The organism is Flavobacterium sp. J27 (genome assembly GCF_004303025.1).
Classification (GTDB): domain Bacteria; phylum Bacteroidota; class Bacteroidia; order Flavobacteriales; family Flavobacteriaceae; genus Flavobacterium.
Map to the genome: position 1 here is coordinate 260,522 of NZ_PJQW01000005.1, position 22,684 is coordinate 283,205.

The 22,684-nt window shown below is 31.5% G+C and carries 17 protein-coding genes; 9 read left to right on the forward strand and 8 right to left on the reverse strand.

Annotated features, from left to right (window positions below):
• Positions 1–69: 69 nt before the first annotated feature.
• From CX675_RS09105 to CX675_RS09130, 6 genes are all read left to right on the forward strand, one after another.
• Positions 70–1,041, forward strand: a complete 972-nt coding sequence (locus CX675_RS09105) for a bile acid:sodium symporter family protein (protein WP_130734926.1) — start codon at positions 70–72, stop codon at positions 1,039–1,041.
• Between the two features lie 91 nt (positions 1,042–1,132).
• Positions 1,133–2,152, forward strand: coding sequence for a phenylalanine--tRNA ligase subunit alpha (gene pheS, locus CX675_RS09110; RefSeq protein ID WP_130734927.1), 1,020 nt, complete (start codon positions 1,133–1,135; stop codon positions 2,150–2,152).
• Positions 2,153–2,242: 90 nt separating this feature from the next.
• A complete protein-coding gene (locus tag CX675_RS09115; protein ID WP_130734928.1) occupies positions 2,243–2,650 on the forward strand; it encodes a hypothetical protein in 408 nt (135 codons plus the stop codon).
• Positions 2,651–2,671: 21 nt separating this feature from the next.
• Positions 2,672–3,175 carry a hypothetical protein gene (locus CX675_RS09120; protein ID WP_130734929.1) on the forward strand — a complete coding sequence of 168 codons (504 nt, stop codon included), beginning with the start codon at positions 2,672–2,674 and terminating at the stop codon, positions 3,173–3,175.
• A gap of 124 nt (positions 3,176–3,299) precedes the next feature.
• The gene (locus CX675_RS09125) at positions 3,300–6,083 is read left to right on the forward strand and encodes a GH92 family glycosyl hydrolase (RefSeq protein WP_130734930.1); all 2,784 of its coding nucleotides are present in this window, start codon (positions 3,300–3,302) and stop codon (positions 6,081–6,083) included.
• Positions 6,084–6,119: 36 nt separating this feature from the next.
• Entirely contained in the window at positions 6,120–8,492 is a 2,373-nt protein-coding gene (locus CX675_RS09130; protein ID WP_130734931.1) for an ATP-binding protein, read from the forward strand.
• On the opposite strand, the gene CX675_RS09135 is transcribed toward CX675_RS09130, so the two are convergent.
• The 4 genes from CX675_RS09135 to CX675_RS09150 all read right to left on the reverse strand — a co-directional run bounded on the left by CX675_RS09135 (position 8,473) and on the right by CX675_RS09150 (position 12,537).
• A complete protein-coding gene (locus tag CX675_RS09135; RefSeq protein WP_130734932.1) occupies positions 8,473–9,795 on the reverse strand; it encodes a sigma-54 dependent transcriptional regulator in 1,323 nt (440 codons plus the stop codon). The genes CX675_RS09130 and CX675_RS09135 overlap by 20 nt on opposite strands.
• 111 nt (positions 9,796–9,906) lie before the next feature.
• Positions 9,907–10,203, reverse strand: a complete 297-nt coding sequence (locus CX675_RS09140) for a hypothetical protein (RefSeq protein WP_130734933.1) — start codon at positions 10,201–10,203, stop codon at positions 9,907–9,909.
• 192 nt (positions 10,204–10,395) lie between these two features.
• On the reverse strand, positions 10,396–11,373 hold the full coding sequence (locus CX675_RS09145; RefSeq protein ID WP_130734934.1) for a TerC/Alx family metal homeostasis membrane protein: 978 nt from the start codon (positions 11,371–11,373) through the stop codon (positions 10,396–10,398).
• A gap of 171 nt (positions 11,374–11,544) precedes the next feature.
• On the reverse strand, positions 11,545–12,537 hold the full coding sequence (locus CX675_RS09150) for an NAD(P)H-dependent glycerol-3-phosphate dehydrogenase (RefSeq protein ID WP_130734935.1): 993 nt from the start codon (positions 12,535–12,537) through the stop codon (positions 11,545–11,547).
• Between the two features lie 264 nt (positions 12,538–12,801).
• On the opposite strand from CX675_RS09150, the gene CX675_RS09155 reads away from it, so the two are divergent.
• Positions 12,802–14,346 (forward strand): T9SS type A sorting domain-containing protein, encoded by a 1,545-nt coding sequence (locus tag CX675_RS09155; protein WP_130734936.1) that lies wholly within the window; start codon positions 12,802–12,804, stop codon positions 14,344–14,346.
• A gap of 9 nt (positions 14,347–14,355) precedes the next feature.
• Here CX675_RS09155 and CX675_RS09160 read toward each other — a convergent pair whose 3' ends face one another.
• The 4 genes from CX675_RS09160 to CX675_RS09175 all read right to left on the reverse strand — a co-directional run bounded on the left by CX675_RS09160 (position 14,356) and on the right by CX675_RS09175 (position 18,786).
• On the reverse strand, positions 14,356–15,453 hold the full coding sequence (locus CX675_RS09160; protein WP_130734937.1) for a trypsin-like peptidase domain-containing protein: 1,098 nt from the start codon (positions 15,451–15,453) through the stop codon (positions 14,356–14,358).
• A 6-nt stretch (positions 15,454–15,459) separates the two neighbouring features.
• Positions 15,460–16,626, reverse strand: a complete 1,167-nt coding sequence (locus CX675_RS09165) for a hypothetical protein (protein ID WP_130734938.1) — start codon at positions 16,624–16,626, stop codon at positions 15,460–15,462.
• 183 nt (positions 16,627–16,809) lie between these two features.
• Positions 16,810–17,988, reverse strand: coding sequence for an iron-containing alcohol dehydrogenase (locus CX675_RS09170; protein ID WP_130734939.1), 1,179 nt, complete (start codon positions 17,986–17,988; stop codon positions 16,810–16,812).
• 6 nt (positions 17,989–17,994) lie between these two features.
• On the reverse strand, positions 17,995–18,786 hold the full coding sequence (locus CX675_RS09175) for a type 1 glutamine amidotransferase domain-containing protein (protein WP_370277663.1): 792 nt from the start codon (positions 18,784–18,786) through the stop codon (positions 17,995–17,997).
• 110 nt (positions 18,787–18,896) lie between these two features.
• Between CX675_RS09175 and CX675_RS09180 the strand changes: the two genes are divergently transcribed.
• The gene (locus CX675_RS09180) at positions 18,897–19,790 is read left to right on the forward strand and encodes a LysR family transcriptional regulator (protein WP_130734940.1); all 894 of its coding nucleotides are present in this window, start codon (positions 18,897–18,899) and stop codon (positions 19,788–19,790) included.
• A gap of 129 nt (positions 19,791–19,919) precedes the next feature.
• Positions 19,920–22,658, forward strand: coding sequence for a fibronectin type III domain-containing protein (locus CX675_RS09185; protein WP_130734941.1), 2,739 nt, complete (start codon positions 19,920–19,922; stop codon positions 22,656–22,658).
• Positions 22,659–22,684: the final 26 nt, after the last annotated feature.

A 22,684-nucleotide genomic window follows, 5' to 3' on the forward strand; every position in this document is an offset into this window, starting at 1 on the left:
TCAATTTATTCTTTTATTTTTTTCAATTTTGTAAAGGAAATAAAAGAATAAATTTTTCTCCTAGAAAAGATGAAATTAAAAATAGATAAATTTGTAATAGCTATTTTAGGAACCGTCCTTTTAGCTTATATTTTTCCTCAATTTGGATCCAAAAATAGTCCAATTCCTTTATCTTTAATAGGAAGTATTGGAGTAGCCTTGATATTCTTTTTTTACGGATTAAAATTGCACCCAGATAAAATTAAAAGTGGGTTGAAGAATTGGAAATTACATCTTTTAGTTCAGTTTTCCACTTTTTTAGTGTTTCCTATAATAGTGTTGTTAACAAAACCTTTTGTGGTCTCAGAAGAACAAGAATTAATTTGGCTAGCCTTTCTTTTTTTAGCAGCCTTACCTTCAACTGTTTCCTCTTCTGTTGTAATGGTTTCTATTGCTAATGGTAATATTCCAGCGGCCATTTTTAATGCCAGTATTTCAGGTTTAATTGGTATTTTGATTACACCGCTTTGGATGGGTCTTTTTTTACAACAAAATGCAGTTGCTTTCGATTTAGGAAGTGTTTATATCAAATTAGTAACGGAAATCCTTTTGCCAGTTCTGTTTGGAATGCTGTTACAACGATTTTTAGGAAAATATGCTACGCAATATAATAAGCAATTAACATTATTTGACAAATCAATTATCTTAATAATTATTTATAAAAGTTTTTCAGAATCTTTTGAAGAAAAAGTATTTTCAACAGTGAACTTAATGGATTTGTTTTTTATCTTTATATGTGATGTGTTGCTTTTTTTTATTGTTTACCAAATAATTGGTCTTGTTTCCAAAAAACTTCAGTTTGCAAAAGAAGATCAAATTACAGCACAATTTTGTGGTACTAAAAAATCATTGGTTCATGGAACAGTATTTTCTAAAATTCTTTTCCCTTCTGCAATTGCAACAGGAGTTATTTTATTGCCTCTTATGTTGTTTCATGCTATGCAAATTTTTGTAATTAGCTTTATTGCTTCAAAATTAGGGAACCAAACTATAGCTAAATAACAGAGATTTTTCTGTTTAATCGATAAACTTTGGAATTACACTAGAACAAAAAAATATAATTTGTAAATTTGCTGACCATTTTAAGTTTGCAATGATAGACAAGATTAAAGGTCATATTGAAGAAGCAAAGGCTTTTCATGCTGACAATAAAGAAAGATTAGAAGAATTCCGGATCAAATACTTAGGAAGCAAAGGCTTATTAAAAGAGTTATATGCTGATTTAAAGAACGTTCCCAATGAAATGAAAAAAGAATTTGGACAGGTAATTAATCAGTTAAAAAATACGGCTGAAGAAAAAGTGGCGAGTATTCAAGACCTTTTAGAAAGTAAAGAAGAGGTAAAAGGGATTTACGGAGACGTTACAAGACCTGGTGAGCCAATTAACATTGGTTCTCGTCATCCAATTTCAATTGTAAAAAATCAAATTATTGACATCTTTTCTAACGTTGGTTTTAATGTTTCTGAAGGTCCAGAAATCGAAGACGATTGGCACAACTTTACCGCTTTAAATTTACCAGAATATCATCCAGCAAGAGACATGCAGGATACCTTTTTCATTCAGACAAATCCTGATATTTTATTGCGTACACACACGTCTTCTGTGCAAGTGCGTTATATGGAAAACAATCAACCACCTATCAGAACGATTTCTCCTGGTCGCGTTTTCCGTAACGAAGATATTTCTTCTCGTTCGCACTGTATTTTCCATCAAGTAGAAGGATTATATATCGACAAGGATGTTTCTTTTGCCGACTTAAAACAAACGTTGTTGTATTTTACTAAGGAAATGTTTGGTAAATCTAAAATTCGTTTGCGTCCTTCTTATTTCCCATTTACCGAGCCAAGTGCTGAGGTAGATATTTATTGGGGATTGAATAATGAAATTGATTATCGTATTACCAAAGGTACGGGATGGTTAGAAATTATGGGATGTGGAATGGTAGACCCAAATGTGTTGAAAAACTGTAATATCAATCCAGATGAATATACAGGTTTCGCATTCGGTATGGGAATCGAACGTATTGCTATGTTGTTGTATCAAATTGGCGATATTCGTATGTTTTATGAAAATGACGTGCGTTTCTTAGAGCAATTCAAATCATCGATTTAAAATAAATAAAAAAATTAGAAAGTCTTAAAGTTGAGAGCGTTAAACTCTTTTACTTTAAGACTTTCGACTTTCAAACTTTAAGACTTAGTAATGAAAAAAGATATAGTAATTCCAAAAGTAGAAAATGTTCACATTGTTGCTATTCAAGAATGGAGCGATGATTTTCAAGAAAATTGTTGGTATGCTTATTTATTAAATGCTACTAATGAAACATTAGAAATGGCCATGATTGTTTCTCGTGCTTATGGACTTATTAATGGTGAAAACAGAAACACCATGCAACTACGCCATGCATTTGCTAAAGTAGAACCAAAATCGGCTGTAAAAATAGAATTTTTAGAAAATAATGTGTTGCAATTGAACAACGAATTTATGTTGTCTTATTTTGTTGGAAACCAAATGTTTGATAAAAAATTCATGTTTAAAGTGAATAGTATTAATGAAAGAGCTCAAACCGATTTACCAGTAATTGATAAGCGTGGTGTAATGGGTGTTTAATTTTTAGTTAAACAATTAAAAATGAAATATTTACCCTATAATTATTATGAGTTTGAAAGTAATTTAACTCCAAGAGAAATAAAAGATAGACTAGTAAAAAGTGTTTCAGAAGTGGTAAAATTTTCTAACTTATCCGTTTTTCAAAATGATGATGACTATTTTTTTCAAGGTATTATAAAAAGTGATAGTTTTATAATATGTCGTAAAATAGATAGAAGAAAAGATAGTTTTAGAGCAATATTTTCTGGAAAGATTGAAACAAAAAACAATAAAAGTATAATTAAAATAAAAGCTAGACTTAAATGGCCAGTGTATATTTTTATGTTTATTTATACTATTCCATTAGTATTTGTTTGTTTTGTTTTACCTTTAAAACTACCATTTGACGAATTCAAATTTGAGACAAAAAACTTTATGATTTTAATTCCTTATGCGATGTTGTTTTTCTCATATTTATTATTTAACATACCTTTTCAAGAAGATTCTAAAAATACAATGGAATTTATAAAGAACATCATTAGATAAATATATTTTTAAAACGTTTTGTGAAAATTGATAAAGAAAAGATCACAATTTATGTTATTTTATCTTTTTTAATTGTAATTTTTACAGAAATTCCTCAATTTTATAGTCTAATTTTAGCTTTAAAATGAGGAATTTTCTTTTATCACTGTTTTTCTTTGTCAATCTTGCATGGTCACAAGATTATGCCAAACATGTTAATCCTTTTATAGGTACAGGAGGTCATGGACATACTTTTCCTGGAGCCACAACACCTTATGGAATGGTGCAATTATCTCCAGATACTCGAATTGATGGTAGTTGGGATGGTTGTTCTGGATATCATTATTCAGATAGTATCATTTATGGATTTTCACACACGCACTTGAACGGAACAGGCGTTTCCGATTATGGTGATATCATGTTAATGCCAACCATGGGCGAACCTTCTTTTGATAATAAAAGCTATTCTTCGGCTTTCTCTCATGCAAATGAAAAAGCTTCCGCGGGTTTTTACAGCGTAACATTGGACAAACACAACATTGATGTTCGATTAACGGCTTCAACACGCATAGGTTTTCATGAATATACCTTTAATCAAGACGGTCAAGCCAATATTATTTTGGATTTGAATCATCGGGATAAATTATTGGAAGGGAAAGTTCGTGTAATTGATGACAAAACCATTGAAGTCTTAAGAAGAAGCGAAGCTTGGGCAACCAATCAATATGTGTATGCACGAATTGAGTTTAATGTTTCTATTGATAAAGTATTAGCGAATAAAAGATCTAATAGTGGAGAAAAGGATATTGAAACTAAAGCTATTATTTTCTCAAAACAAATCAAAAAAGGAGAAAAAATCCTTGTAAAAGTATCGCTTTCGCCAACGAGTTATGAAGGAGCCCAATTAAACAGTTCCGAAATCAAACATTGGGATTTTGAAAAAGTGCATCAAGACGCTGTACAACTTTGGAATAATGAATTGTCAAAAATTGAAGTGTCTTCAGATGATAAAGATAAGTTGGCCATTTTTTACACGGCTTTGTATCACACCATGATGCAACCGAATATTGCACAAGATATTGATGGGAAATATCGCGGTCGGGATAACCAAATCCATCAAGCGGAAGGATTTGATTATTACACGGTTTTCTCTCTTTGGGATACCTTTAGAGGCGCACATCCGTTGTACACGTTAATTGATAAAAAACGTACTTCAGATTATATTAATACGTTTCTTAAACAATACGAACAAGGTGGTAGGTTGCCGGTTTGGGAATTGGCTTCCAATGAAACCGATTGTATGATTGGTTATCATTCAGTTTCGGTAATTGCCGATGCAATGGTAAAAGGCATCGAAGGTTTTGATTATGAAAAAGCTTTTGAAGCAAGTAAAGCTTCCGCAATGCGTGATGTGTTAGGTTTAGAAGCCTACAAGAAAAATGGATTTATTTCCATTGATGACGATCATGAAAGTGTTTCTAAAACCGTGGAATATGCCTATGACGATTGGTGTATTGCACAAATGGCGCTACTTTTAGGAAAACAAGAAGACTATCAGTATTTCATGAAACGTTCGCAAAATTGGAAAAATTTGTTCGATTGGGAAATAGGCTTTATCCGACCAAAGAAAAATGGTGGTTGGGACAAACCTTTTGATCCTCGTGAAGTGAACAATAATTTTACCGAAGGCAATGCATGGCAATATACTTTTTTTGTACCACAAGATATTCAAGGAATGATTGAAGCCTATGGCGGACCAGAAAAATTTGAAGCCAAGTTAGACGCAATGTTCAACAGCGAAAGCAAAACCACAGGTCGCGAACAAGTGGATGTAACCGGTTTAATTGGGCAATATGCACACGGTAACGAACCGAGTCATCATATGGCGTATTTGTACAATTATATTGGAAAACCCGAAAAAACGAATGAAAAAGTAAAATACATCTTAGATAATTTTTACAAAAATACTCCTGATGGTTTAATTGGAAACGAAGATTGCGGACAAATGAGTGCTTGGTATGTGTTGAGTTCAATGGGTATTTATACAGTTACACCAGGAAACGCAGAATGGGCAAAAACAACTCCTTATTTTGAAAAAGTAACTATTAATTTCGAAAATAAAGAGCAACTTGCCATTACCAAAAAAGGATTTAAAGGTTATTTAAAAGAAGTTTTGGCTAAAGCTGAAAGCAAAAATGTATTTCCAATTATCCCAGTTCCAGTAATTGAAGCCGAAAGTAAATCGTTTAAGGATAAATTGAAAATTGAAATGAAATCTCAAAATTCAAATGATGAGATTTATTTTATAATTAATAATAAAGATGACTATTTGGCAAAGAAAATGTTCGTTAAATACACAAAACCTTTTGAAATATTGCAAACTTCAACTGTTGAAGCTTATGTAAAAACGAATCAAGGACAAAGCAACACTATTTCCGCAACTTTCTTCAAAAAACCAAATAATTATGCAATTAACATTATCTCCAAATACAATCCGCAATACCATGCAGGTGGACCAGAAGGTTTGTTAGACGGTATTTTGGGTTCCGAAAATTGGAGAAAAGGAGATTGGCAAGGGTATCAATCTCAGGATTTTGAAGCGGTTATTGACTTGCAAAAGGAAACAAAAATCAAAAAAATAAGTGCCCATTTTCTACAAGACACTCGAGCATGGATTTTGATGCCAACTGAAGTGGAATTTTATACCTCAAACGATGCTAAAAATTTCACTAAAGTGGCTACAATACAGAATAGTGTAGATCCAAAAGAATATGAAGTGGTTTTGAAAGAATTTACGGCTTCGGTTCAAACCAAAGCTAAATATTTAAAAGTGGTTGCTAAAAACTTTGGAAAACTACCAGAATGGCATCAAGGACACCCTTATGATGGTGATGCTTTTATTTTTATTGATGAAATAACCGTCAATTAATTGCGTTTCAATAGTAGGTTTTAAATCCAACATTTTTTGGCACAAGAATCAAAATATACTTCTTTCAAGCTCTTACTCAGCTATTTTTTATTGCTGGGCTTGATGGCTTTTGCCGTTTGGTATTTGTTACATCAGCAATCCAAATTAAATCAATTATTTAAATCAGACACAAATGATGAAAGTCAATTGGTATATACTGAATTAATTCGAGATTTATACGAAACGGATAATCGATCGCGAATTGCCCTTCAAACCAAAAGCAAAAAGAATGTAAATGCTTTTTTAGAGAAAAATGATAAAATTATTCTAAAGCTAGATAGTTTAAAAGCAAAAGTTATTGCTTTTGACACCCAAATCATAGATAGCTTAAAACAATTCTTAGATTATAAAAGAGAAAATGTTTTAGGCTTGTTAAAGTTGCAAAATAAAACAAATACCACTTTACCTATTGAGCAAATTGTCTCAAAAATAGAGAATATCGAAAAGATTAAAGGAAAATTAAAGATTGAACATTTATTTAAAAACGCTAAAGATTTAAATCCGTATGAAAAACGAGTAGCCCAAGATTATGTTGATTATTTGAATAAAAATGTTCCTAAAGATAGCAGTAATACTATTTCCATTCAGGAAGCCGATTCAATATTGACTGCTTCCAAAAATATTTTGATAGAATCGCAGAAGAAAAGTAATGAGCAAACCATGGCAATTAAAAACAAGGAAGTGGAATTGCTTAAAAATGAATTGTTCATCGCGCAAAAACTATCCGACATTATCCTGAAGCTAAGAGAAAAAATAACAACCGAACAGGAAAAAATTAAAAAGACTAAAATTGATAATCAACAAAAATCGTTGCAGCTATTAAGTATTGCTGCTATTGTTTGTTTACTATTAGTTGTTTTCTTCTTTGTCTTATTGTCTACTGATTTTCTCAAAAATAAAAATTATAGGCAAGAATTAGAGTTGCAAAAACAAAAAACAGAAGTGTTACTCGAATCCAGAGAGCAATTAATGGCTGCTGTAAGTCACGATATTAGAACACCTTTACAATCGGTTATTGGCTATAGTGCGCAATTGTTAGAAAAAGAAAATACGTTACAAAATAGAGAGAAGCTTATCAAAATTAAATCGGCAACACACTATATTGAGCAATTGGTTTTAGATTTATTAGATTATGTACGAATGGAAAAAGGAAAGATTAAAGTCTTTTCTCAAGAGTTTGAATGGAATGAATTATTGGAAGAAACCGCTCAAAGTATAGCCGATTTGCATCAAGAAAAAGAAGTAGTTTTACATTATGACATTCAGGAAACAGAAGGGGTTTTGTATTATGGTGATTACAATAAGATTAGACAAATTCTGTATAATTTAATTGGCAATGCTTTTAAATTTACCACAAAAGGAAGCGTTACGATTCAAACCAAAATTGAAAATAAAATGGTAGCTATTGCTATAAAAGACACTGGTGCTGGAATTGCTTCTGATGCTTTTGAAAAAATATTTGAATCCTTTACGCAAGAAAACGATAGTATTGAAATTTTATATGGAGGAACAGGATTAGGTTTGTCTATTTGTAAAAGATTAGTGCAGTTATTAGATGGAAAAATTACTTTAGAAAGTCAGTTAGGAGAAGGTTCTGTTTTTACAGTAGAATTACCTTTTCAAACAACACCTGAGAAAGAGCCACAAGATACTATAGATTTAAAAAGTATTTTGTTGCTAGATGATGATGCTTCTCAAATTGCTTTAACAAGATCATTTCTAGAGCCTTATTTTGAAGAGATTTTTACTTTTACATCAGGACAAGAAGCATTAGCATTTTGTGAAAAACAATTACCATCACTTATTTTTACTGATATTCAAATGCCACAAATGGATGGCTATACATTTGTGTCTCAATTGAAGAAACTTCCGAATACAGCAAAACTGCCCGTCATTTTTATTAGTGGACAAGTGCCTGATGAAAATGAATTTATCAGTAAGTTATATCATGATTTTTTATTAAAACCATATACGCCAAACCAACTTTTAGGATTACTGTCTAAAATAAGCGGAAAAAAAATGGCTTTAATTGAAAAGAATAAGGAAACTTCTTATCGTAAAATTTTAGAACGATATATTGGGAACAATCCCGATGAAATTCAGCAATTTATTGCTAAATATACAAATGATTTAGCTTTAGATATTGCGAGTCTAAAAAAAGCTTTTATAAGTAAAAATTGGAAACAACTTGCTATTACAAGTCATAAAATGCAAACAATGATAGGACAACTTGAGGAAGAGGAACTATTTGCTAGTTTGCAAAATGTAGAACTACAGGCAAAAAAAAGTAATGTTACTCTTGATTTTAATACATTAATCGAAAAACTAATACTTTTTAAAGAAGCGTTACTTATAAGTCGTATTGTGTAATCTTATTATACATTGTTTTTCTAGAAATTCCTAAAATTTCTGCAGCTCTACTTTTATTACCATTAGTCATAGCTAAAGCATCTAGGATTGCTTTTTTTTCAGCTTCATCTCGTAAACCTAAATCTATATTGTTTTCATTTACACTTGTTATCTCTTCAGGTAGATCACTTACAGCTATACCTTCGTTGCTACTTAATAAGGTAGCTCTTTTGATATAATTTTGTAATTCTCTTAAATTACCAGGCCAAGAATACTGGAGTAGTGCTTGTAATGCTTCTTTTGTAATGGTGTCAACACTTTTATTTAATTGGTTACTGGCTTTTTCTAAAAAAAGATACGCAAAGGCTTCTATGTCTTCTTTTCGATCTCGTAAGGAAGGAATGGAAATGGAAAACTCATTGATTCTGTGGTACAAATCTTCTCTAAAATTGCCATTGCTTACTGCTGTTTTTAAATCTTCATTGGTAGCACAAATAAGTCGGATGTCGATTTCAATTTCTTTGTTGGATCCTATGGGTTTAATTTTACGTTCTTGGATGGCGCGAAGTAATAACACCTGATTTTCATAGGATAAATTTCCAATTTCATCTAAAAATAAGGTACCACCAGAAGCGGCTTCAAAACAACCTATTTTGTCATTTATTGCACCTGTAAAAGAGCCTTTAATATGACCAAAAAATTCACTTCCAGCGATATCCTTTGGAATAGCTCCACAATCAACAGCTACAAATGGAGCTTTATCTCGATTGCTTTTTTGATGAATTGTTTTTGCAGCTACTTCTTTTCCTGTTCCATTTTCTCCTGTTATTAATACAGAAAGTGGTGTTGGTGCAACTAAATCGATATGTTTTTTTAATTTTATGGAAGCAATTCCTTTGCCCCAATAAAACTCAGATTTTATAGTTGTTTGTATTTCTTTTTTGGGAATAACTGGCGGTTTCTTATCGGATGTAATAATTTTTTGTAAAACCAATAAAGCTTCCTCTGGAACAAACGGTTTTGAAATATAATCTGCAGCACCCGTTTTCATAGCTTTAACAGCTGTTTTAACATCGGCATAAGCAGTCATCAATACGAATGGTGTTGTATTGTGTTGTTCATTTAAAATTGAAAGCAAGGTAAGTCCATCTTGATCTGGTAATCGTAAATCGGAAAGTATAATATCAAAAGTTGAGGTGTTTAATTGTTCTAGAGCTTCTTTTACAGAAAAAGTGGGCGTAGCTTCATAATTATTTCGCTTTAAAAATTGTAAAAGCATTTGGTTAAATGTAGTGTCGTCTTCAACAATTAATATCTTAGGCATTCTTTTTTTAAATAAAAATAGAGAATTCTATTAATAATGTTCTTAAAAATAATATAAAAAAATGCTATCTCAATTGAGATAGCATCTTCGTGAAAGGAAAGTGAATTTATATTACTCCTTTTTCAACCAATTTCCGTTGGCATCAGCATAGACGGTTTGAGTAGCTTGACCAACTAGTAACTCTAACTTAAACTCTTTACTTTCATTTACAAATGCTTTTTGAATTTTAGCATCTTTAAAATCTCTTTTTACAGCCTCTTGTATCGCACTAGGTAACTCTTCTACAGGAAGTTCTTTATACTCTTGTACAAGAATTACTTTTTGAGCAGGATTTGAATGGATTGCTGTTGTTGCAAACGTAGTGAATGTTGCAAATGCGAATACGGCTGTTAAAATTACTTTTTTCATAACTTACTTTTTTTAATTTAATTATTTATTAGTTGATTAGTTAATTGAAAAAAGTGTGCCATTGAAAAAACAAAACTAGACTTTAATGTAAAATATTGATAATTAAGACTTTGTGTTTTTGTGCCAAAAATAGAAGTTGTGTAAAAATAATTTTAGAACAAAAAATATGTGTAAAAAAGTTACATAATAGTACTATTCTTTGCTAGGGAAAAGTAATGACCACATTACAGAAATTAATAAAACACCTCCTACAACACTTAGTGAGACTAGAGAAGAAATATGAATAAATGGTGCTATAATCATTTTTACACCTATAAAAGCCAAAATTATAGCCAAACCGTAATGAAGCTTGCTAAACATATACATAAAATTTGCCAACAAGAAATATAGGGATCGTAATCCTAAGATGGCAAAAATATTAGAAGTGTATAGAATAAAAGGGTCATCTGGTGCTATAGCAAATATAGCAGGTATACTATCAACAGCAAATAGTAAATCAGTGAATTCAATAATCACAAGCACCATAAATAATGGGGTTGCCATTTTTAAACCATTTTGAATGGTAAAGAATTGATCACCATCAAACTGAGAACTCACTTTAAAAAAACGACGTACTAATTTTGCTCCAGGGCTTTTTGAAAAATCCTGATCACCATCATCGGAATTGGTACTAAACCAAGATTTAACTCCTGCTACTATAAGAATTATTCCGAAAATCGTTAATAAATAATTAATGGTAACTGTTTTGCCAAATAGTTCCATTTCTGGAAGATAGGTGTAGTTTAATATCCAAACTCCCGAAAAAATAAAAATGGCTCTAAAAAATAAGGCTCCAAGTACTCCCCAAAACAATACTTTATGTTGTAATTCTTTAGCTACATTAAAATAACCAAATACTAAAATAAAAACAAAAAGGTTGTCAACTGATAAGGCTTTTTCAATCCAATAAGCGCCCTGAAATTGAGAAAATTTTTCAAATCCTAAATAATGGTAAATAATCGCACTAAATCCCATAGATAAAGAAATCCATAAAATGGACCAATAAGCAGCTTCTTTACTGGTTATAGCATGGCTCTTCTTATTTAGCACTCCTAAATCTAGTAGTAACATGCCTATTATAAGTATAGAAAAAACAGTTAATATAACGGGATGATTAATTAATGAGTCCATGTTTTAAATTTGTTTGCGAAAATAATTTAGAATTTCTATTCCAAGGGGATTTGTTGTAAAGTACTGTTAATCAATATTTTGTATTTTTATTTTTTATAAATAAAAAACCTATATAATTGATTTACAACAACATAGGTTTTGTTTTTTAATAATCTAATGAAAAGTTAAAGTTTAATTTAATTTTTCAGTTAATTTTCTAAATTCTGCTTTTGCTTCTTTACCTTCATATAATACACGGTAAACAGCATCTATAATAGGTGTATCAGCTTTATATTCTTTATTTAGCAAGTAAGCACTTTTTGCAGCATAGTAACCTTCAGCAACCATACTCATTTCCATTTGGGCTGATTTTACAGTATATCCTTTACCAATCATATTTCCAAACATTCTATTTCTTGAGAAAACCGAATATCCCGTTACTAATAAATCTCCTAAATAAGCAGAATTATTAATGTTTCGCTTCATTCGATGTACTTTTCGAATAAATTTTTTCATTTCTCGAATGGCATTACTCATTAAAACGGCTTGAAAATTATCTCCATAACCTAATCCATGAGCAATTCCAGCCGCAATAGAGTATATGTTTTTTAAAACTGCTGCATATTCTGTTCCAATAATATCATCTGTAGTTTTGGCTTTGATGTAGTATGAACTTAAATTTTTCGCTACATATTTAGCTTTTGTTCTGTCGTTACAAGCTATGGTTAAGTAAGATAATCGCTCCATGGCTACTTCTTCCGCATGACACGGCCCTGTGATAACTCCTATATTATTAAAAGGGATTTTGTATTTTGTGTTAAAATGTTCTCCTACAATTAAACTAGATTCTGGAACAATTCCTTTAATGGCCGAAAAGATAATTTTATCGGAAAGAGATACGGTTAACTTTTCTAATTCGTCGCTTAAAAATGCAGACGGAATGGCAAAAATGATATAATCGGCAAAGGTAATCGCTTCATTAATATCATTGGTAAGGAATAATTTGTTGTTGTCAAATTCAACCGAGCTTAAATAATTTGGATTGTGTTTTTGATGCTTGATGCATTCTAATGCATAAGTGTTTCTCATGTACCATGCAATTTTATCCTGATTTGCACATAACATTTTCGCTATAGCTGTTGCCCAACTTCCTCCTCCAATGACAGCAAATTTTGGTTTTTCCATTTATTTTTATTTTAGGAAATTCAAAGGTAAAGAATTCCTTTTAATATTGAAAGTCTTAAAAAGACTAGTGTTTTTCTTGGTTTATTAACTTTAACATTTTTTTAATTTTTTCAATGCAATTTATCTTATCATAGTGGCGTTCTATAGATATATTTTTAAATAATTTGGGTTAAATTATTTAGTTTTTGGTTGGTTAGTTAAAAGCGTTCAAAACACAATTTTGAACGCTTTTTTGTTTTATTTTTGTTTCATTACAAATAGGTTATGAAAGAGAAATCCATTTTATTTGTCTTCTTTTTTAAATGTGGGTTGCTGATAGCACAAGCACCTATCATTAGTTATCCTACTCCAAACACCTTTTTTGTAAATGAAACAATTACTCCTTTGATGCCTTCAAATTCTGGAGGTTCTATTCCTAGTGAACCAGTTGTGAGTACGTTAGCAGGAACTGGATTAGCAGGCGCTTTAGATGGAACGATTACATCAGCTTCATTTAATTATCCAACAGTGGTTACTTCAAATAATCAAAATGATATTATTGTAGTAGACAGGAGCAATCATAAGATAAGAGTGATTTCAAATTTTGTAACAGTATCAACACTTGCAGGAACTGGTTCTTTAGGTGCTCAAAATGGCACCACTACAACGGCTACTTTTAATTATCCAGATGGAGCAATAATGGATAGCCAAGGAAATGTTTTTGTGACAGATCAAAGCAATCATATTATACGTAAAATTGACATAAATAGCCTAGTAACTACCTTTGCCGGTTCTGGAATAGCTGGTTTTCAAGATGGGATGGCTGTAAATGCTCAATTTTATTATCCTGCTGCCATGGCTATTGATGCAAATGATAATTTATTTATTGCAGACTATAGTAATCATCGTATTCGAAAAATTACCCCATCAGGAATGGTTTCTACAATAGCAGGTTTAGGTAGTGCTGGTGCTACAGATGGAGCTATTTCTATTGCAAAGTTTAATGGGCCTACAGGTTTGTGTTTGGATGTATCAGGAAATGTATACGTGGCTGATTATGGCAATCATAAAATTCGTAAAATAGATACAAATGGACAAGTAAGTACTGTTGCGGGTTCAGGAATAGCAGGTGCTATTGACGATTATGGTACTTTGGCTCGTTTTAATCACCCTGCGGTTGTTGTTATCGATACACAAAACAATTTATATGTTACCGATGAAGGCAATCATAAAATTCGTAAAATAACCCCTTCTGGAATGGTAAGTACTTTTGCTGGAACAGGAATGGAAGGAGCCAACGATGCTATTGCTTCAATGGCTACATTTAAAAATCCGACAGGGATAGCCATGCATAATGATACCCTTATCATAGCAGACTATGGCAATCATAAAATTCGTAAAATTATTACGTATAAATATAGTGTTTCGCCTAATCTACCTATTGGACTATCGTTGAATGAACTAACAGGAGAAATTTCGGGAACCCCCACAACACCAAGTCCTATGACTGATTATACAGTTTCGGTAAGTAATGCTTCTGGTTCAAGTTCTTTTGTTGTAAGTATCGAAGTTGGTTCCTTGTCTGAAGTATCATTTTCTGACGCTACTTTTCAGTTGTACCCAAATCCTATTTTAGATAAACTAACTATCAATTCCAAAGAAGATATAAAAAAAATAACGGTTTTTAATGCCGTTGGACAAGTTGTAAAAAAAATAATTCCAAATCAAGAAAGAGTTTTGGTTGACTTTTCAACATTTGAAAAGGGAATTTACTTTCTTAATTTGGAATCTAAGACTACTGTTGCTACTTTTAAAGTGAGCAAAGAATAATCAATTTTTTTATCTTCTTAAATCTTTTTTAGAATAAGTAGACATCGGACAACCAAATTCATCCACTAAGTAATCATCCATTTCATCTGCTTTTAAAGCTAAGTTTTTAATTTGTTCTTTAACGTGATTTTGACTTTCTTGGTTTTTGAAAATGTCAGAAATGTGTACACGATAAGAAATAAAAATATTGTTTTGATAAATTCCTAATTTAAAAGGACTTTGATTACTTGAAACAAGATAGGTATATAAGTCTAATAAGTTCTCTTTTGGTATACTATTTATGGGAGAAGTTACATAAAGATAATCTCTTTTGTAAATAAAAATCCGTATTTCTGAACTCCCTTGATGATAATTCCAGTATTCATAACCAGCTCTGGTTAAAATAGGGTTAATGCCTAATTCTGAAATTGCACTTTCAATAAAAGTACTTAAATCGCCAAGTTCTTCTTCTATGAATTCATCTTTTTGTAATTGTGCTCCGCAATTGTTACAATAATCTAAAGGGTCGTAAGCCAATGCATGACATGAAGAGCATTGTAATGAAAATTGATGTTTTGTATTAGTACTTACACTTTCAATAGCCGCTGTGATTTCTTTTACAGGTATAGCAAACCCCATATTGTCTGCATTGTTAAATTTTGAAGAATTAACTCCTACTAAAATACCGTCTTCTGTAACTAATGGACCACCACTATTTCCTGGATTAATAGCCGCATCTGTTTGTACAAAATGTTTTCCATTCATATGCTGTTCAGGGTTGGACACAATTCCTTCTGTAATAGTAAAAGGCATTCCGAAGGGATACCCTAAAGCATATACTTTTTGACGAGTGGAAACATGTAAAGAATCGTTAATAGAAAAAGAAGGATCAATAAGCAATGGTGTTTCTGTTTTAAGGACTGCAATGTCAATATCTGGATTAATCAGGATAACATTTGCAATTACCCTGTTTTGATTTACATCTTCAATGGCTACTTTTTTATAGCCTTGTACCACATGATGGTTGGTAATAATTACATCTTCGTTTTTAAAATAAAAACCACTTCCTGTTGAAGACGAAGTTAATATTTTAAATGTGGCATTTTTGAGAGTATCTAAAGTGTGCATATTTTTTTATTTAAATAAATTTGAAAAAAAACCTTTCTTTTTTGGTTGTTCTGTTTGAAATAATAACTCTTGCTCGTTCATAATAGCAGTCATTCCTTTAAATAATATACTGGAAGCTTCTTTCCAAGGTTGTTTAGAGGCCTGTTCAAGAGTGGCTTGCGTTTTCTGAGCTACTTCTTTAGGTACCATATTATAATACAGCATATCATAGAAACTCAACAGTAACGTAAAAGTTGCTCCAATAAAATCTGCTTTAACAATTTCATCGTTAGCAATTTTTAAAGTATGTTCCAAATTTTTCTTCAAATGCTCAATTTCACTCCTCGATTTTATTGGAATAAAAGTTTCGGCCACATAGAAGTTTTCTAGTAATTCATCTTTTGGTATAGCTTGTAATGTTTGTAAAAATTGTTTTCCTTTTTGAATGCGAATATTAATATTGTCCTGTGAACCAAGATTAGAGATTTCTCTCTCAATGTCTGTTCTTAATTTACCTTGAGGCGACATACAGTAATCTATTTTTTTAAGGGTAATATTAATCACATCCCAATTGAAAAAACTAAGTCTTTCTTTATCAAAATACTCAAAATATTCATATGCTTCAGCTATAAAACCATTAAATTTATTCCAAATGATTTCTAAATCAGTTGCGTTATAAGGAGTTACTTTAGGTTCGTACAACGAAGTAACATCAAAAGATGCTTTAAATTCATCGTCATAATTATCTGCCTTATGGCAAATTTCTTCTAAAACATAATAAATTTTGTATGGTTCGCATAAATCTAAGGGTGCTTCATAATAGAAGTCTAATTCATTATTATTAAATCTAATCTGGGCAAGATTTAATGGAGAAAAATTAAGTTCAGCAATTCTTCTAAATACTGGAATTTTATGCGTATTTCCTACTTTTAAGAAAGGTGCCTTTATTTTTAGTAAGGTTTCGGAAATTTCAATTTCAACAATTATAGAGCCGTGTGGAATTTTAAAAGAAGTTTCAGTTGCATTTCCATATTGTTTTCTTATATCAGAATCAATATAATCTAAAAGTGTTAGAAATGAATCTTTGTATTGATCTGCTTTATAAGCATCTAATGATTCCTTCCATTTTTCGACTTTAATCTTAGTCTCCAAAGAAGTCATCAAAGTTTTGTCATAACTTAATGAATTTGTCATAATTGTTTATTTGTTTTTTTGTTGTAAAGGGTAACCAATTTGAATCGCGTGAAACAAATATAAAGAATGACATTAATTTAAAAATACTCATTTTTAAGTATTTATGATTTTTTTAAGTTTTTTTAGGAAATAAAAAGCCAGATAAATAACTTATCTGGCTTTTTAACGAATTAAGAATTTTATTTAGTAACTCATTTCTACAATTTCTCTAACTTTTTCAGGGGTAATATTTTGCTTTTCTCCCAAAGCTTTCCAACCTCTTTCTTCAAAACGATTCACGATAAAATCGGCTGTATTTTCATAATTATTGGTGTTTTCAGAAATTTTAGTTTTCATTCCCATAGTATGGAAAAAAGCAACTGTCTTTTCAATAGCTTCTTCAGCAATAGCTTCTGTTGAATTTCCTGTAAGATTCCATACGCGTTTACCATATTGGGCTAATTTATCTTTTTTAGTGTCAAACATCACACGATATAAATTAGGACCAATGATGGCTAATGTTCTCGCGTGATCTATTTCATATAAAGCGGTTAATTCATGTCCAATCATATGAGTAGCCCAATCCGAAGGGACACCTTTTTGAATCAAACCATTTAATGCCATAGTAGCACTCCATACAAAATTAGAAGCTAATTTGTAGTCGGATGGGTTTTCAACCACGTCAGGTCCAATTTCTATTAAAGTTTGTAAAATACCTTCTGCAATACGGTCTTGAAGCATCGCATCATGTGGATAAGTTAAATATTGTTCCATAACATGAGTAAAAGCATCAATTACCCCATTTTGTAATTGTTTTTTTGGTAACGAAATAATTACTGTAGGATCAACAATAGAAAATACTGGAAATAAAGCACTTCCTCCTAAAGTTAATTTTTCTTGTGTTGCTTCAATAGTAACTACTGCTCCTGAGTTCATTTCCGAACCTGTTGCAGGCAAGGTTAATACTGTTCCAAATGGAACCACTTTGGACCCCTCTTTAAATAGAATGCGTTTTCTTAAAATATCTGCTGCATCTCCTTCATAATTTACTGCAGCTGAAATAAATTTCACTCCGTCTATAACACTTCCTCCACCTACAGCTAAAATAAAACCAATTTTTTCTTCTTTAATGAGGGTTACAGCTTTCATTAAAGTTTCATATCTAGGATTGGGTTCAATACCTCCAAATTCAACAATCTGATTGGATTCAAACTGTTTTAATAAGGCCGTTTTTACCTGATCATAAACGCCATTTTTAAAAATACTTCCACCACCATAAGCAATAAGTATTTTTGTGTTTTCTGGTACTAAATTTTTTAACTTTTCAATTTGTCCTTTACCAAAAACATAATTTACAGGATTATATAATTCAAAATTTAACATGTCTAATTAATTTAATTGATGTAGTAATTTTTGCGCCACTAATTTTGAAGAAGCAGGGTTTTGACCTGTAATTAATAAGCCATCTTCTACTGCGTAAGGTGCCCAGTTTTCTCCTTTGCTAAATTGTGCCCCATTTGCTTGAAGTGCATCTTCTAAAAGGAAAGGAACTACTTTCGTTAAACCTACCGCTTCTTCTTCAGTATTTGTAAAACCAGTTAGTTTTTTACCTTTTACTAAATGCTCACCATTAATTATTACCTCTTTTAGAACTGCTGGTGCGTGACAAACAAAAGCAATAGGTTTATTGTTATTGTAAAATGAAACAATTAGGTTTTGAGAGGTCTCACTTACAGCTAAATCCCATAAAGGTCCGTGACCACCAGGGTAGAACACAGCATCATAATCACTTTGGTTTACTTCAGCTAATGGAATAGTGTGTGCTAATTTTTCTTGTAAAGCAATATCTTTATCAAATCGTTTGGTGTCATCTGTAGCATTAGAAGGATCTGAACTTCTAGGGTCAATAGGAGGTTGTCCTCCTTTTGGTGAAGCAATAGTTATAAGAACACCTTGATCCGTTAATTCATAATAAGGTGCTACAAATTCTTCAATCCAAAAACCAGTTTTTTCTCTGGTATCACCTAATTGATCATGACTGGTAACTACAAATAAGACTTTTTTTGTAGGAGTTGCCGTAACAGTTTCAGAATCGTTTTGTGGAGTAGTTTCCATTGTGTTTTCTTTTTCTTTACAACTGAGCGTTAAAATAAGGGCTAGTGAGAATGCAATTTGTTTCATGTATTTTATTTTTTTGTCAAAATTACTACATATGTGGTATTAGTAAAAATAATTTAAATTATGTTTGTGATAAATATATTTATCACAAATTAATTTTAGAATTTATTTATATGGTTAATTTAGAATGGTATCGCACTTTTAAAGCAGTTTATAAAAATGGCAATTTTTCAAATGCTGCCAAAGAATTGTTTATTAGTCAGCCGGCTGTAAGCCAGCAAATTAGTATGTTGGAGGCACACGTAGGTTATAAATTATTTAATAGAAAATCAAAAGGAGTTGAACCCACAGAATATGCTAAATTGCTTAATAATTTAATCATCGAAGCTTTAGATCGTTTAGAGAATGTTGAAAACGGATTTAGAGAAAAAGCCTTCAGTTCAAACAAGCTAGTTTCTGTTGGGATTTCCAAACATCTATTCTCAAGTATTGGTAATTTATTATTGTCTAAATTTGATTTTATCGATTTTACCTTTGCCGAAAATGACACCCTATTTCAATTGGTAGACTCCAAAAAAATTGATTTTGCCGTTGTAACTCGTAAATACGATACTTTTGATACCATTCAAAAGGAGGTAGGAACTATCAAACAAATTATGATAGCGAGTAATGATTTGGATATTACAGATTGTCTCAAAGAAATAGAAAATGAGAATTTAATGGCAGTAGAACATTGGTTAAACCAACAAAAATGGTATAGTTACGATGCTAGAATTCCTCATGTAAAGTTGTTTTGGCTTCATGTTTTTGATAAGAAAAGACCTTCCATGATTTCTAATTATATTATTCCTTCCGAAAATGAGATGATTAATACCTTGTCTAAAAATTCTGGTTTAGCTGTAGTTTGGGATAGTAATGCCAAAACATTCTTGGAAGAAGGTAAAATACAATTACTCTGGAATAGTCCTAAGATGCCTAACACAAAAGTTTTTTTATTGTCACGGAAAAATGACACACTCAACAGTGTTTTAGATGAGGTCTTAAGTGAAATTAAAGTTTTTTTTTAAGTTTTGGTTTAACTTACACTTAACAATCTTAACTATTTTCTAATCTAAGTTTTATTATTAGATAACTTTTTAAAAACAATCAAAAAGAAGGATGGATTTAGTTTTGCAATAGCTAAAAAGCAAACTATTATGAAAAAAACTACCTTCTTATTCTTTTTTTTGATCACTTTTTCAGGGTTCTCTCAAATATTGTATCCGTATCTGCAAAATGTGACTCCTAATTCTATTTATGTGAGTTGGAAAACCGATGCCAACTCTGAAACTATTGTTGAATATGGACTAGATGCTAGTAATTTAAATATTACTTTAACTGGAAATACTAACATTTTTACCGATTCTGGCTATCCTGGAAATTACTATTATCATTCTGCTAAACTGACAAATTTAACAGCTAATACAAAATATTATTATAAAATTAGAACTGGAACAAACGAGTCGGCTGTATATTCTTTTAAAACATTGCCAAATCCTGGTGAAGCCGCTACAGCAGACGGACACATTCGTTTCCTAATTATGGGGGATAACCAATTAAAAAACGAGCCTCGTTATGATTCATTAGTATCGGCTGCCAAAAGAAAAATTAAAGAAAAATGGGGTAATACATTATCTCCTGATGATAATATTGCCATGACATTTATGGTGGGTGATCAAGTAGATGTAGGAACGTTAGACCATTATGAGCATGTACATTTCAAAAAGAATAGGGGGTTGTCTGGAAATATTCCTATTCAAACAACTGTTGGTAATCACGAGACCTATGGAACATTAGGTATGAATTCCTATTATAGCCATTTTTTTATGAGTGAATTGTCTTATCAAGGTATTTCCTCTAATACCGAGAATTATTATGCGCAACAAGCAGGAAATGTGTTGTTTATTAGTATGAGTTCAGAACATACTGGTTCTGCACAGTATGCTTGGTTACAACAAGTGCTAACCGCAGCTGAGAATGACCCGACCGTAGATTGGATCTTTTCTTTAAGTCATCGTCCATATCAAGCGGAACAATATGTAGGGGATATTTCAAACTGGGTAAGACAAACTGCGGTACCTCTTTTAACTACTTCGGATAAATACATCATGCACATTGGTGCACATCATCATTTGTATCATAGAGGGCAATTAAAAAACGCACAGGCTTATCAGATTATCTCAGGTGGAACGGCTTGGGATCAATATTGGTCTATGTCTACAGAACAAGATTTTGAAGATGTACAAAAAACCATCAGCAATTGGATGTATCAAATAGTAGATATCGATGTTGTTAATGGAAAAATGGACGTAGAAAGTTATTCTATAGGAAGTATTTTTAAATGGAAAAACAATCAGTTAATGGATTCGTTCCATCGCTATAAAAATAAAAATGCTCCTGTAAAACCTGCGATAACAAATGTTTTTTCTCAACCTGTAGAATTGCCTATTTTATTAGAAGGAACTAGTTTTACAACCACTGAAAACGAATTATTAAACACTTCTCAGTTTCAAATATCTAAATTTAATGATTTTAATACTTTAGAAAAAGAATACTACCGCGATTATGAAAATTTGTTTGGTAAATATGCAACGCAAACCGATTCTACTGTAAATGTTAATTTAGGTGTGGATATCACCAAAATAAATATTGTGTCAAATTCTTTAGATAATGGAACACACTACGCAAGACTTCGTTATCGTGATAGAAATTTAGAATGGTCTTCATGGAGTGATGTTGTATCTTTTGAAGTAATTAATAGTAATGTGGCTAACCCTGAGATTACAATCGATAGTCCAACATTTACCTATGCAAATAATCAAGCAATTGCTGTTAATTATGTAAATGTACCTGCTGCTAATGATACTTGGATTGGTATATATAAAGACGGTCAAACACCAGGTGGGCCTGCGTCTCAAATATGGCAATATACTAATGGTACTGCTACAGGTACTGTCAATTTTACTTCTGGATTAGCGCAAAGTGGTCGTTATTTTGCTGCTGTTTTTGAAAATGATGGCTATTCGGAAGTGGCCGATAGAGTTTACTTCTACGTAGGAGCTATACCTGTTTTAACTTCTAATTCAAGTGAATATGCTGTCGGTGAAGAAGTTATTATTTCGTTTACCAATGGACCAAACCTAGCAAACGATTGGATTGCTATTTATAAAATGGGTATTGAAGCAGGTGATGCGCCTTCAGCAGCTTGGCAATATGTAACGACATCTAATGGTAGTAAGACCTTTACCAATTTACCAAAAGGGTATTATTATGCTCAGTATTATATTCAAGATAGCTATAATGCTATTGGAGAAAAAGTCTTTTTTAAAGTTGGTGATTTGGTAACCGAATTATGGATTGATAGTCCAGTATATGATTTAGGGGAACAAATTAATGCCTCTTGGACAGATGCCCCAGGAATTGTAAAGGATTGGTTGGGTATTTATAATGAAGGAGACGATCCAAATAGTGATCCTTTAATAAGTTATCAATATTTTAATGGTGTAGCCGAAGGAAATGCAACCATTACACCTGAAAATATGCCTTCTACAGTTGGAAATTATTATATCGTTATGTTTACCAATGATTCTTACAACGAAGTGTCTAATCGTGTTTCTTTTCAAATGATGGATACTTTGGATAAAGAAGCATTTGCAATAGACAAAGGTATTAACATGTTTCCTAATCCAACAAATAAAGAAAATAAAACCATCTTGCAATGTGATTATCCTATAGATGCTATCGAATTGTTTGATTTACAAGGGAAATTGCTATACAAAACCAATAATATTAACAACAATAAATATTCTTTAATCACACAAGATTTAGCTAAAGGAGTTTATATCATAAAAATACATTCTAGAAAACTGTATACAGCAAAATTAGTGATAGAATAATGCATTTTTATACTTTATAACAATCA